The organism is Streptomyces sp. NRRL S-31, from assembly GCF_000718775.1.
Lineage (GTDB): Bacteria > Actinomycetota > Actinomycetes > Streptomycetales > Streptomycetaceae > Streptomyces.
In genome coordinates this window covers 52793-65568 of record NZ_JOCB01000012.1, presented here as the reverse complement: position 1 = coordinate 65568, position 12776 = coordinate 52793, and the positions used below count along the sequence as shown (strand labels likewise).

The 12776-nt window shown below is 71.2% G+C and carries 11 protein-coding genes; all 11 read right to left on the bottom strand.

Translation table 11 applies throughout. From position 1 onward, the window contains the following. Positions 1 to 54: 54 nt before the first annotated feature. On the bottom strand, positions 55 to 1263 hold the full coding sequence (metK, locus tag IF37_RS0107350; protein WP_030738040.1) for a methionine adenosyltransferase: 1209 nt from the start codon (positions 1261 to 1263) through the stop codon (positions 55 to 57). A gap of 238 nt (positions 1264 to 1501) precedes the next feature. Beyond that, on the bottom strand, positions 1502 to 2704 hold the full coding sequence (coaBC, locus tag IF37_RS0107345) for a bifunctional phosphopantothenoylcysteine decarboxylase/phosphopantothenate--cysteine ligase CoaBC (protein ID WP_030738037.1): 1203 nt from the start codon (positions 2702 to 2704) through the stop codon (positions 1502 to 1504). 145 nt (positions 2705 to 2849) lie between these two features. Then, positions 2850 to 3122 carry a DNA-directed RNA polymerase subunit omega gene (gene rpoZ, locus IF37_RS0107340; protein WP_005319902.1) on the bottom strand — a complete coding sequence of 91 codons (273 nt, stop codon included), beginning with the start codon at positions 3120 to 3122 and terminating at the stop codon, positions 2850 to 2852. Positions 3123 to 3175: 53 nt separating this feature from the next. Continuing rightward, positions 3176 to 3769, bottom strand: a complete 594-nt coding sequence (gmk, locus tag IF37_RS0107335; protein ID WP_052845022.1) for a guanylate kinase — start codon at positions 3767 to 3769, stop codon at positions 3176 to 3178. Positions 3770 to 3830: 61 nt separating this feature from the next. Next, positions 3831 to 4154, bottom strand: coding sequence for an integration host factor (locus IF37_RS0107330; protein WP_003977346.1), 324 nt, complete (start codon positions 4152 to 4154; stop codon positions 3831 to 3833). 300 nt (positions 4155 to 4454) lie between these two features. Further along, complete coding sequence (gene pyrF / locus IF37_RS0107325) at positions 4455 to 5300, bottom strand: orotidine-5'-phosphate decarboxylase (RefSeq protein ID WP_030738029.1); 846 nt, start codon at positions 5298 to 5300, stop codon at positions 4455 to 4457. After that, positions 5297 to 6403, bottom strand: a complete 1107-nt coding sequence (locus IF37_RS0107320) for a quinone-dependent dihydroorotate dehydrogenase (RefSeq protein WP_030738026.1) — start codon at positions 6401 to 6403, stop codon at positions 5297 to 5299. Before IF37_RS0107320 ends, pyrF begins: the two co-directional genes overlap by 4 nt. Before the next feature lie 70 nt (positions 6404 to 6473). Beyond that, positions 6474 to 9782 (bottom strand): carbamoyl-phosphate synthase large subunit, encoded by a 3309-nt coding sequence (carB, locus tag IF37_RS0107315; protein WP_030738023.1) that lies wholly within the window; start codon positions 9780 to 9782, stop codon positions 6474 to 6476. Then, positions 9775 to 10932 (bottom strand): glutamine-hydrolyzing carbamoyl-phosphate synthase small subunit, encoded by a 1158-nt coding sequence (gene carA, locus IF37_RS0107310; protein ID WP_030738022.1) that lies wholly within the window; start codon positions 10930 to 10932, stop codon positions 9775 to 9777. The genes carB and carA overlap by 8 nt, the downstream gene beginning before the upstream one ends. Further along, complete coding sequence (locus tag IF37_RS0107305; RefSeq protein ID WP_030738019.1) at positions 10929 to 11489, bottom strand: hypothetical protein; 561 nt, start codon at positions 11487 to 11489, stop codon at positions 10929 to 10931. The genes carA and IF37_RS0107305 overlap by 4 nt, the downstream gene beginning before the upstream one ends. Continuing rightward, positions 11486 to 12772, bottom strand: coding sequence for a dihydroorotase (locus IF37_RS0107300; RefSeq protein ID WP_030738017.1), 1287 nt, complete (start codon positions 12770 to 12772; stop codon positions 11486 to 11488). The genes IF37_RS0107305 and IF37_RS0107300 overlap by 4 nt, the downstream gene beginning before the upstream one ends. Positions 12773 to 12776 lie beyond the last annotated feature (4 nt).

Genomic DNA, 12776 nt, shown 5'->3' with positions numbered 1-12776 from the left:
GCCGAGGCCCGGCCCCCGCGCGGGGAGCCGGGCCTCGGCGAACGGGTTCCGGGACTACAGGCCCGCGGCGACGCGCAGGGCGTCCACGCGGTCCGTGCGCTCCCAGGTGAAGTCGGGCAGCTCACGGCCGAAGTGGCCGTACGCGGCGGTCTGGGAGTAGATCGGGCGGAGCAGGTCGAGGTCGCGGATGATCGCGGCCGGGCGGAGGTCGAAGACCTCGTCGATCGCCTTCTCGATCTTCTCCGGCTCGACCTTGTGGGTGCCGAAGGTCTCCACGAAGAGACCGACCGGCTCGGCCTTGCCGATCGCGTAGGCGACCTGGACCTCGCAGCGCGCGGCCAGGCCCGCCGCCACGACGTTCTTCGCCACCCAGCGCATCGCGTACGCCGCCGAGCGGTCCACCTTGGACGGGTCCTTGCCCGAGAAGGCGCCGCCGCCGTGCCGTGCCATGCCGCCGTAGGTGTCGATGATGATCTTGCGGCCGGTCAGGCCGGCGTCGCCCATCGGGCCGCCGATCTCGAACCGCCCGGTCGGGTTGACCAGCAGGCGGTAGCCCTCGGTCTCCAGCTTGATGCCCTCTTCCAGCAGGGCCTTCAGCTCCGGCTCCACGACGAACTCGCGGATGTCGGGGGCGAGCAGCGACTCCAGGTCGATGTCGGAGGCGTGCTGGGAGGAGACGACCACCGTGTCCAGGCGGATCGCCTTGTCGCCGTCGTACTCGATGGTGACCTGCGTCTTGCCGTCCGGGCGCAGGTAGGGGATGGTGCCGTTCTTGCGGACCTCGGAGAGGCGCTTGGACAGGCGGTGCGCCAGGAAGATCGGCAGCGGCATCAGGGTGGGCGTCTCGTCGGACGCGTAGCCGAACATCAGGCCCTGGTCGCCCGCGCCCTGCTTGTCGAGTTCGTCGTCGTCGCCCTCGACCCGGTTCTCGTACGCCGTGTCGACGCCCTGCGCGATGTCCGGGGACTGCGCGCCGATGGACACCGACACACCGCAGGAGGCGCCGTCGAAGCCCTTCTTGGAGGAGTCGTAGCCGATCTCCAGGATCTTGCCCCGGACGAGGGTCGCGATGTCCGCGTAGGCCTTCGTGGTCACCTCGCCGGCCACGTGCACCAGGCCGGTGGTGATGAGCGTCTCCACGGCGACCCGGGAGGTCGGGTCCTCGCGCAGGAGCGCGTCGAGAATGGTGTCGCTGATCTGGTCAGCGATCTTGTCGGGGTGACCTTCGGTCACGGACTCCGAGGTGAACAGGCGACGGGACACAACGCTCCCTGTGGTTGCAGCGGCTGCTGGCTAGATCATTTGCAGTCGACGCTGGGCTGCGCCTGGCGTCGACCGTGAACAGTTTATCGGTCGCACTCGGGCTACGGGCCACTGTCTCGCCTCTCGGAAGCGCTGTGACCTGCGGCACGGGCATTCTGCCCAATGCCGAGCGGCGTTGGCCAGAGTCGCCACGCGCCATTCGAGCGTGGCGTGATCCCGCCTCTAGTCCGCGCGGCGGTCAGCCCAGCCGCCGGACGACCAGGTCCCAGACGATGTCGGCGAGGGCCTCCTTGGGGCCGTGCGGCACCGGGGTCTCGCTGCCGTCGGCGCCCAGCACCACGGCTTCGTTCTCCTCGGAGCCGAAGGTCTTGCGTTCCCCCACCTCGTTGACCACCAGCAGGTCGCAGCCCTTGCGGGCGAGCTTGGTGCGGCCGTTGGCGAGGACGTCGTCGGTCTCGGCGGCGAATCCGACGATCACCTGTCCGGGGCGCGCCCGGTCGGCGGAGACCTCCGCGAGGATGTCCGGATTGCGCACCAGGACGATCGGCTCGGGGTCCTGCCCGTCCTTCTTCTTGATCTTCCCGGTGGCGTAGGCGGCCGGGCGGAAGTCGGCGACGGCGGCGGCCATGACGACGGCGTCGGCGTCGGCCGCGGCCTTCAGGACGGCCTCGCGCAGCTGGACGGCGGTGCCGACCCGGACGACGTCCACACCCGCCGGATCGGGCAGGCCGGTGTTGGCGGAGACCAGCGTGACCCGGGCGCCGCGGGCCGCGGCGGTGCGGGCGAGGGCGTAGCCCTGCTTGCCGGAGGAGCGGTTGCCGAGGAAGCGGACCGGGTCGAGGGGCTCGCGGGTGCCGCCGGCGGAGACCACGACGTGCCGGCCTTCGAGGTCGGGCGCGGTGGTGCCGCGGGCCAGCACGCGGCGGCAGACCTCGAAGATCTCCGCCGGGTCGGGCAGCCGTCCCTTGCCGGTGTCGACGCCGGTGAGGCGGCCGACGGCGGGCTCGATGACGACCGCGCCGCGACGGCGCAGCGTGGCCACGTTCTCCTGGGTCGCCGGGTGCTCCCACATCTCGGTGTGCATCGCCGGGGCGAAGACCACCGGGCAGCGGGCGGTGAGGAGGGTGTTGGTCAGCAGGTCGTCGGCGAGGCCGTGGGCGGCCTTGGCGAGCATGTCGGCGGTGGCCGGGGCCACCACGACCAGATCGGCGTGCTGGCCGATGCGGACGTGCGGCACCTCGTGCACGTCGTTCCAGACCTCGGTGGCGACCGGGTTGCCGGACAGCGCCGACCAGGTGGCGGCGCCGACGAAGTGCAGCGCGGAGGCGGTGGGCACCACGCGGACGTCGTGACCCGACTCCGTGAACCTCCTCAGCAGCTCACACGCCTTGTAGGCGGCGATGCCACCGCTGACCCCCAGCACGACCCTCGGCTTGTCCACCGTGTCTCCCCGGACTCGACAACATCGACTCCACACCGTCGCCCCTCGACGGACGCCGACGCGAAACGTACGCCTCCATGACACACCACAGGCCCGGCAGCGTGACTGCCGGGCCTGTGGATAAGTCAACCGCGATCTGAAGGTACTACTGCGCCGGGCCTTCGATGGCCTCGGAGGTCAGCAGACCGGCGTTGATCTCGCGCAGGGCGATCGAGAGCGGCTTCTCGTGCACGTGGGTGTCGACGAGCGGACCGACGTACTCCAGGAGACCCTCACCGAGCTGCGAGTAGTACGCGTTGATCTGGCGGGCACGCTTGGCCGCGTAGATCACGAGGCTGTACTTCGAGTCGGTCGCCTCGAGGAGCTCGTCGATCGGCGGGTTGATGATGCCCTCGGGCGCGGTGATGGAAGAGGACACGCTCTACCTTCCGATGGATGGGAAAGAATCAGACATCGTGATCACAGTCACGATCACACGACGTCCATCAAGGCTAGCAGCTCGCGCGCCACGTCCTCGACGGAGGTGTTGACCAGGGTCGTGTCGAACTCCGGCTCGGCCGCCAGCTCGGTCCGGGCCGCCTCCAGGCGGCGCTCGATGACCTCGGGCGACTCGGTCCCCCGGCCGGTGAGCCTGCGCACCAGCTCCTCCCAGGAGGGCGGGGCCAGGAACACCAGCTGGGCCTCGGACATCGAGCCGCGGACCTGCCGGGCGCCCTGGAGGTCGATCTCCAGCAGGACGGGCTCGCCGTTCTCCAGCCGCTCCAGCACGGCCGCGCGGGGCGTGCCGTAACGGTTGCCGGCGAACTCGGCCCACTCCAGCAGCTCGCCGTTGGCGATCAGCTTGTCCATCTCGTCGTCGGTGACGAAGAAGTAGTGGACTCCGTGCTGCTCGCCGGGGCGCGGCTTGCGGGTGGTCGCCGACACCGAGAGCCAGACGTCGGGGTGTTCCTTGCGCATATGGGCGACGACCGTGCTCTTGCCGACCCCCGAGGGGCCGGAGAGCACGGTCAGCCGCGGACGTGCGTCCGGGGGCTCGGGGGTCGTCCCCCGGAGTGTTACTGCCATGCGGCGATTATTCCAGCAATCCCGGCGTGCCCGGGACTCCCGGCCCCGCCGGGGAACGGGCTCAGGAGCCGGTGCTGCCGAACTCACGCTCCAGGGAGGCGATCTGGTTGGAACCGAGGCCGCGCACGCGACGGCTCTCGGAGATGCCCAGACGCTCCATGATCTGCTTGGCGCGGACCTTGCCCACGCCCGGCAGCGACTCAAGGAGGGCGGAGACCTTCATCTTGCCGATGACGTCGTTCTCCTGGCCCTGCTTGATGACCTCGTGCAGGGAGGCGCCGGAGTGCTTGAGTCGATTCTTGACCTCGGCCCGCTCCCGGCGAGCCGCGGCGGCCTTTTCGAGCGCGGCTGCGCGCTGTTCAGGGGTAAGGGGCGGAAGAGCCACGCCTACGTCACCTCGGATGTCGAACTGTCGGATACGGACCGGTGAGGAACCTAGTCGCCCCACACCAGGGGAGCCACGAGCAACACGCTGCCCGCTCTCCCCCCACTGCCTGGAGGGCGAGGAAGGTGCCCCCACTGCTCGGAGACTAGCGGGCAAGTCCGCCAGAGTCAGCGAGAACAGCGGAAAAGTCCTGGTCAGCCTCCGTCAGGACGGACATTGCAGACATACTGCCCTCGTTTTGCGGATGTATTCACACTCAGGCCGGCCGACGGGTGCCCGGCCGGGCACCCGCCACGGGTCTCATGCCCCGGTGACGGCCGCCCGGATCTCCGTCGCGAACCGCTCGGCCGCGTCCCGCAGCGCGCCGGCGTCGGGACCGTGACGCAGAACACCCCGGCTGACGTTCGGGACGACGTTGCGGACGGCCGCGCCGAATACCCCGGGGAGGTCGGCCGGGGTCGCGCCCTGGGCCCCGATGCCGGGCGCGAGGAGCGGGCCGCCCATGTCCAGGTCGTACGACGACAGGTCGCCGAGCGTCGCGCCGACGACCGCGCCGAAGGAGCCCAGCGGCTCCTCCCCCGCGTTCTCGGCCGCCAGGTGGGCCAGCATGGTCGCCCCGACGGTCAGGCCGTCGGCGCGGACGGCGTGCTGCACCTCGTGGCCCTCCGGGTTCGAGGTCAGCGCCAGCACGAACAGGCCGGCGCCGCTCTCCCGGGCCAGCGCGACGGCCGGGCTGAGCGAGCCGTAGCCGAGGTACGGCGAGACGGTCAGCGCGTCGGAGAACAGCGGGGCGTCCGGGCGCAGGAACGCCTCGGCGTAGGCGGTCATGGTCGAGCCGATGTCGCCGCGCTTGGCGTCCATCACGACCAGGGCGCCGGCCGCGCGCGCCTCCTGGACCGACTTCTCCAGCACGGCGAGGCCGCGCGAGCCGAACCGTTCGAAGAAGGCGCTCTGCGGCTTCAGCACGGCCACCCGGTCCGCCATCGCCTCGACCACCGTGCGGCTGAACCGCTCCAGTCCGGCCACGTCGTCGTCCAGCCCCCACTCGGCGAGCAGGGAGGCGTGCGGGTCGATGCCGACGCAGAGCGGTCCGCGCTCGGCCATGGCGCGGCGCAGCCGGGCGCCGAAGGGCTCCTGCGGGCTCATGCGGGCTTCCTCACGTCGGCGCCGACCGCGTCGGCGAGGGTGGCGTACGGGCTGGTGCGCAGCCGGGCGGCGAGGCCCTTGTGGAGGGAGCGGCACCAGAAGGGGCCTTGGTAGATGAAGGCGCTGTACCCCTGGACCAGCGTGGCACCGGCCAGGATGCGCTGCCAGGCGTCCTCGGCGGTCTCGACGCCGCCGACGCCCACCAGGGTGATCCGGTCGCCCACGCGCGCGTACAGGCGGCGCAGGACCTCCAGGGAGCGGGCCTTGAGCGGTGCCCCGGACAGCCCGCCGGTCTCCCGCACCAGGGCAGGATCCGACCGCAGGCCGAGCTCCTCCCGGGCGATGGTGGTGTTGGTGGCGATGATGCCGTCCAGGCCCAGCTCCACGGCGAGGTCGGCGACGGCGTCCACGTCCTCGTCGGCGAGGTCGGGGGCGATCTTCACCAGCAGCGGGACGCGCCGGTTGGCCACCGTGCGGTCGGCGGCCTCGCGCACGGCGGTGAGCAGCGGGCGCAGCGCCTCAGTGGCCTGGAGGTCGCGCAGGCCGGGGGTGTTCGGCGAGGAGACGTTGACGACCAGGTAGTCGGCGTACGGCGCGAGCCGCTCCGCGGACTTCACGTAGTCGGCGACGGCCTCCGCCTCCGGGACGGCCTTGGTCTTGCCGATGTTGACGCCGACGACGGTGCGGAAGACCGGCTGACGGGTGGCGAGGCGGGCCGCCACGGCGAGCGAGCCGTCGTTGTTGAAGCCCATGCGGTTGATCAGCGCCCGGTCCGCGACGAGCCGGAACAGCCGCTTGCGGGGGTTGCCGGGCTGGGCCTCCCCGGTGACCGTGCCGACCTCCACGTGGTCGAAGCCCAGCATCGACATCCCGTCGATGGCGACGGCGTTCTTGTCGAAGCCGGCGGCGAGCCCGAACGGGCCGTGCATCCGCAGCCCGAACGCCTCGGTGCGCAGTTCCTTGTAGCGGGGGGCGAGCGCGGCGGCGGCGAAGGTGCGCAGGCCGGGGACGCGGACGGCGCGGCGGATCCAGCGGAAGGCGAGGTGGTGGGCCTGCTCCGGGTCCATCCGCTGGAAGATCAGACGGAAGAAAAGGGCGTACATGTCTCTCTGTCCTCGGGAAGCCTCATGAAGAGGGGGACACCGTTTCCGGTGTCCCCCTCGGGGCCGGCCGTCAGTCGCGGGCCGCGGTCAGGTGCTGCGCGTGTTCCTGGAGCGAACGGACGCCCACGTCTCCGTGGTGGAGGGCGTCGATGCCCTGGACGGCCGCCGCGAGCGCCTGGACGGTCGTCAGGCAGGGCACGGAGCGGGCCACCGCGGCCGTGCGGATGTCGTAGCCGTCGAGCCGGCCGCCGGTGCCGTACGGCGTGTTGACGATGAGGTCGACCTCGCCGTCGTGGATGAGCTGGACGATGGTCCGCTCGCCGTTCGGGCCGGTGCCCTCGGACTGCTTGCGCACGACCGTGGCGTTGATGCCGTTGCGCTTGAGGACCTCGGCGGTGCCGGAGGTGGCCATCAGCTCGAAGCCGTGGGCGACCAGCTCGCGGGCCGGGAAGATCATCGAGCGCTTGTCGCGGTTGGCGACGGAGATGAACGCGCGGCCCTTGGTGGGCAGCGGGCCGTAGGCGCCCGCCTGCGACTTGGCGTACGCCGTGCCGAAGACGGAGTCGATGCCCATGACCTCGCCCGTGGAGCGCATCTCCGGGCCGAGGACGGTGTCCACGCCGCGGCCCTGGATGTCGCGGAAGCGCGACCACGGCAGGACGGCCTCCTTGACGGAGATGGGCGCGTCCAGCGGCAGCTCGCCGCCGTCGCCCGTCCTCGGCAGCAGGCCCTCGGCGCGCAGCTCGGCGATGGTCGCGCCCAGCGAGATCCGGGCGGCGGCCTTGGCGAGCGGCACCGCGGTCGCCTTCGAGGTGAAGGGGACCGTGCGGGAGGCGCGCGGGTTGGCCTCCAGGACGTAGAGGATGTCGCCGGCCATCGCGAACTGGATGTTGATCAGGCCGCGCACGCCGACGCCCTTGGCGATGGCCTCGGTGGAGGCGCGCAGGCGCTTGATGTCGAAGCCGCCGAGGGTGATCGGGGGCAGGGCGCACGCCGAGTCGCCGGAGTGGATGCCGGCCTCCTCGATGTGCTCCATCACACCGCCGAGGTACAGCTCCTCGCCGTCGTAGAGCGCGTCGACGTCGATCTCGATGGCGTCGTCCAGGAAGCGGTCGACGAGGACCGGCCGGGACGGGCTGATCTCGGTCGACTCGGCGATGTAGGCGGCGAGGCGGGTCTCGTCGTAGACGATCTCCATGCCGCGCCCGCCGAGCACGTACGACGGCCGGACCAGGACCGGGTAGCCGATCTCGTCGGCGATGGCCTTGGCCTCCGCGAAGGTGGTGGCCGTGCCGTGCTTCGGGGCGGGCAGGCCGGCCTCCGCGAGGACGCGGCCGAAGGCGCCGCGGTCCTCGGCGGCGTGGATGGCCTCCGGGGAGGTGCCGACGACCGGCACGCCGTTGTCCTTCAGGGCCTGCGCGAGGCCGAGCGGGGTCTGGCCGCCGAGCTGGACGATCACGCCCGCGACCGGGCCGGCCTGCTGCTCCGCGTGGACGATCTCCAGCACGTCCTCGAGCGTCAGCGGCTCGAAGTACAGGCGGTCGGAGGTGTCGTAGTCCGTGGAGACGGTCTCCGGGTTGCAGTTGACCATCACGGTCTCGTACCCGGCGTCGGCCAGCGCGAAGGAGGCGTGGACGCAGGAGTAGTCGAACTCGATGCCCTGGCCGATGCGGTTGGGGCCGGAGCCGAGGATGATCACCGCGGGCTTCTCGCGCCGCGCGACCTCGGTCTCCTCGTCGTAGGCGGAGTAGAAGTACGGCGTCTTCGCGGCGAACTCGGCGGCGCAGGTGTCGACCGTCTTGTAGACCGGGCGGATGCCGAGGGCGTGCCGGACCTCGCGGACGACGTCCTCGCGCAGGCCGCGGATCTCGCCGATCTGCTGGTCGGAGAAGCCGTGCCGCTTGGCCTCGGCGATCAGGTCGGCGGTCAGCTCGTCCGCCGCCGCCAGCTCGTCCGCGATCTCCTTGATCAGGAAGAGCTGGTCCACGAACCACGGGTCGATCTTCGTGTACGCGAAGACCTCCTCGGGCGTGGCACCCGCGCGGATGGCCTGCATGACGGTGTTGATCCGGCCGTCGGTGGGGCGTACGGCCTCGCGCAGCAGGGTCTCCTTGTCGCCGGCCTCGCCGACGAAGGTGAACTGGCTGCCCTTCTTCTCCAGCGAGCGCAGCGCCTTCTGGAACGCCTCGGGGAAGTTGCGGCCGATGGCCATGGCCTCGCCGACCGACTTCATGGTGGTGGTCAGCGTGGAATCGGCCTGCGGGAACTTCTCGAACGCGAACCGCGGGGCCTTGACGACCACGTAGTCGAGCGTGGGCTCGAAGGAGGCCGGGGTCTCCCGCGTGATGTCGTTCGGGATCTCGTCCAGGGTGTAGCCGACGGCCAGCTTGGCGGCGATCTTGGCGATCGGGAAGCCGGTCGCCTTGGAGGCGAGCGCCGAGGAGCGCGACACGCGCGGGTTCATCTCGATGACGATGACGCGGCCGTCCTCGGGGTTCACCGCGAACTGGATGTTGCAGCCGCCGGTGTCGACGCCGACCTCGCGGATGACGGCGATGCCGACGTCGCGCAGGATCTGGTACTCGCGGTCGGTCAGCGTCATCGCGGGCGCGACGGTGATCGAGTCACCGGTGTGCACGCCCATCGGGTCGAAGTTCTCGATGGAGCAGACGACCACGACGTTGTCGTGCTTGTCGCGCATCAGCTCCAGCTCGTACTCCTTCCAGCCGAGGATGGACTCCTCCAGGAGCACCTCGGTGGTCGGGGAGAGCGTGAGGCCCTGGCCGGCGATGCGGCGCAGCTCCTCCTCGTCGTGCGCGAAGCCGGAGCCGGCGCCGCCCATGGTGAAGGAGGGGCGGACGACGACCGGGTAGCCGCCGAGGGTCTCCACGCCCGCGAGGACGTCGTCCATGGAGTGGCAGATGACCGAGCGGGCGGACTCGCCGTGCCCGATCTTGCGGCGGACCTCCTCCACGACGTCCTTGAACAGGTCGCGGTCCTCGCCCTTGTGGATCGCCTCGGGCTTGGCGCCGATCAGCTCGACGCCGTACTTCTCCAGGACGCCGTTCTCGTGCAGCGAGATGGCGGTGTTGAGGGCCGTCTGGCCGCCCAGGGTGGGCAGCAGGGTGTCCGGGCGCTCCTTGGCGATGATCTTCTCGACGAACTCGGGGGTGATCGGCTCGACGTAGGTGGCGTCGGCGATCTCCGGGTCGGTCATGATCGTCGCCGGGTTGGAGTTGACGAGGATGACGCGCAGGCCCTCGGCCTTGAGCACGCGGCACGCCTGGGTGCCGGAGTAGTCGAACTCGGCGGCCTGGCCGATGACGATCGGGCCGGAGCCGATGACCAGGACGGACTGGATATCGGTGCGCTTAGGCACGCTGGCCCTCCATCAGGGAAACGAAGCGGTCGAACAGGTAGGCGGCGTCGTGCGGGCCGGCCGCCGCTTCGGGGTGGTACTGGACGGAGAAGGCGGGCTGGTCGAGCAGCTGGAGCCCCTCCACGACGTCGTCGTTCAGGCAGACGTGCGAGACCTCGGCGCGGCCGAACCTCGTCTCGCTGACCTTGTCGAGCGGCGCGTCCACGGCGAAGCCGTGGTTGTGCGCGGTGACCTCGACCTTGCCGGTCGTACGGTCCTGGACCGGCTGGTTGATGCCGCGGTGGCCGTACTTCAGCTTGTAGGTGCCGAAGCCGAGGGCGCGGCCGAGGATCTGGTTGCCGAAGCAGATGCCGAACAGCGGCGTCTTCCGCTCCAGGACGGCGGACATCAGCGCCACCGGACCGTCGGCGGTCGCCGGGTCACCGGGGCCGTTGGAGAAGAACACGCCGTCCGGGTCGACGGCGTAGACGTCGTCCGCCGTGGCGGTGGCGGGCAGGACGTGCACCTCGATGCCGCGCTCGGCCATCCGGTGCGGGGTCATGCCCTTGATGCCGAGGTCGATGGCGGCGACGGTGAACCGCTTCTCGCCGACCGCCGGGACGACGTACGCCTCCTTGGTCGCGACCTCCTCGTACAGGCTCGCGCCCTTCATGTGCGGCTGGGCCTGCACCCGCTCCAGCAGCTCCGCGTCCGGGGCGATCGCCTCGCCGGAGAAGACGCCGGCCCGCATGGAGCCGCGCTCGCGCAGGTGGCGGGTGAGGGCGCGGGTGTCGATGCCGGAGATGCCGACGACGCCCTGCCGCTCCAGCTCGTCGTCCAGGGAGCGCTTGGCGCGCCAGTTGGACGGCACGCGCGCGGGGTCGCGCACGACGTAGCCGGAGACCCAGATGCGGCCCGACTCGTCGTCCTCGTCGTTCCAGCCGGTGTTGCCGATCTGGGGGGCGGTCGCGACGACGATCTGCCGGTCGTACGACGGGTCGGTGAGGGTCTCCTGGTAGCCGGTCATGCCGGTGGAGAACACGGCCTCGCCGAAGGTCTCCCCCACGGCCCCGTAGGCGCGGCCGCGGAAGATGCGGCCGTCCTCCAGGACGAGTACGGCGGGAAGCACCGTCTTCCTCTGCGAGGAGCTTCCCCTGGTGGAGGTCGTCATCGTGCGCCTTCCGTGTCGTTGGTCATCTGGTTCAGGGTGTCGACCCACTCGGCGTGCTCGGCCGCGTGGTCGGAGCGGAAACCGGAGTCGATCAGCTTGTCGCCGTGCGCCCAGGTCACCACTAGCAGTCCGCCCTCGGTGAGGACCTTGCCGGCGATGCCCTTGTCGAGCCGGGCGCCGCGCAGGGCGGCCGCGGGGACGAAGAAGTCGCTCGCTCCGGGGCGCTTCACCGCCAGCCCCGCGTCGGTCAGGGTGAGCTCGGCCCGGCTGCGGGTGCCCAGGCCGTGGGCGACGATGCGGTCCAGCCACTGCCCGGCGGTGGTGGAGCCGTGGTAGCGGCCGCTCATGCCAAGTCTCACCGGGCCGGTCGCGTCCGGCGCGGTGGGCAGGGCCGGGATGTCGCTCTGGAGGGTGCCGCGCCACTTCCAGCCCTCGCGCATCAGCCAGTAGACGAGCGCGATGAAGAGGGCCAGTCCGACGAGCCAGCCGACGCGGGCCCCCCAGTCGGTGACCTCGGCCGACTTCTCGGCCTCGGCCAGCAGGATTACAGGTGTCACGTGAGCTTCCCGTCGACGAGCGTGGCCTTGCCCCGCAGCCACGTGTGCGTCACACGGCCCGGCAGCTCACGTCCCGCGTACGGGGTGTTGCGGCTGCGCGAGGCGAAGCCCGCGGGGTCCACCGGGCCACGGTATGCCGTGTCGACCAGGGTGAGGTTGGCGGGCTCACCAGCCGAGACGGGACGGCCGTGGCCGGTGGCCTGTCCGATCAGCGCGGGCTTGACGGACATCCGGTCGGCGACGCCGGCCCAGTCCAGCAGGCCCGTGTCGACCATGGTCTCCTGCACCACCGACAGCGCGGTCTCCAGGCCGACCATGCCCATGGCGGCGGCGGCCCACTCGCAGTCCTTGTCCTCGTGCGGGTGCGGGGCGTGGTCGGTGGCGACGATGTCGATCGTGCCGTCGGCGAGCGCCTCGCGCAGGGCCAGCACGTCGCGCTCGGTGCGCAGCGGCGGGTTGACCTTGTAGACGGGGTTGTAGGTGCGCACCAGTTCGTCGGTGAGGAGCAGGTGGTGCGGGGTGACCTCGGCGGTGACCCGGATGCCGCGGGACTTGGCCCAGCGGACGATCTCCACCGAGCCGGCGGTCGACAGGTGGCAGATGTGCACGCGGGAGCCGACGTGCTCGGCGAGCAGCACGTCCCGCGCGATGACCGACTCCTCGGCGACGGCCGGCCAGCCGCCCAGGCCCAGCTCGGCGGAGACGACGCCCTCGTTCATCTGGGCGCCCTCGGTGAGCCGGGGCTCCTGCGCGTGCTGGGCGACGACACCGCCGAACGCCTTCACGTACTCCAGCGCGCGGCGCATGATCACCGCGTCGTCCACGCACTTGCCGTCGTCGGAGAAGACGGTGACGCCGGCGGCGGACTCGTGCATCGCGCCCAGCTCGGCGAGCTTCCTGCCCTCCAGGCCGACGGTGACGGCGCCGATCGGCTGCACGTCGCAGTAGCCGTGCTCCCGGCCGAGCCGGTAGACCTGCTCGACCACGCCGGCGGTGTCGGCGACCGGGAAGGTGTTGGCCATCGCGAAGACGGCCGTATAACCGCCGCTCGCCGCCGCGCGGGTGCCGGTGAGGACTGTCTCGGAGTCCTCGCGGCCCGGCTCGCGCAGGTGGGTGTGGAGGTCGACCAGGCCCGGGAGCAGCACCTTGCCGTCGGCCTCGACCACCTCGGCGCCCTCGGCGGACAGCCCGGTGCCGACCGCCTCGACGACCTCGCCGTCGATCAGCACGTCCTGCGGCGCTCCGCCGAGCACCTTCGCACCGCGGATCAGGATCTTGCTCATGGTC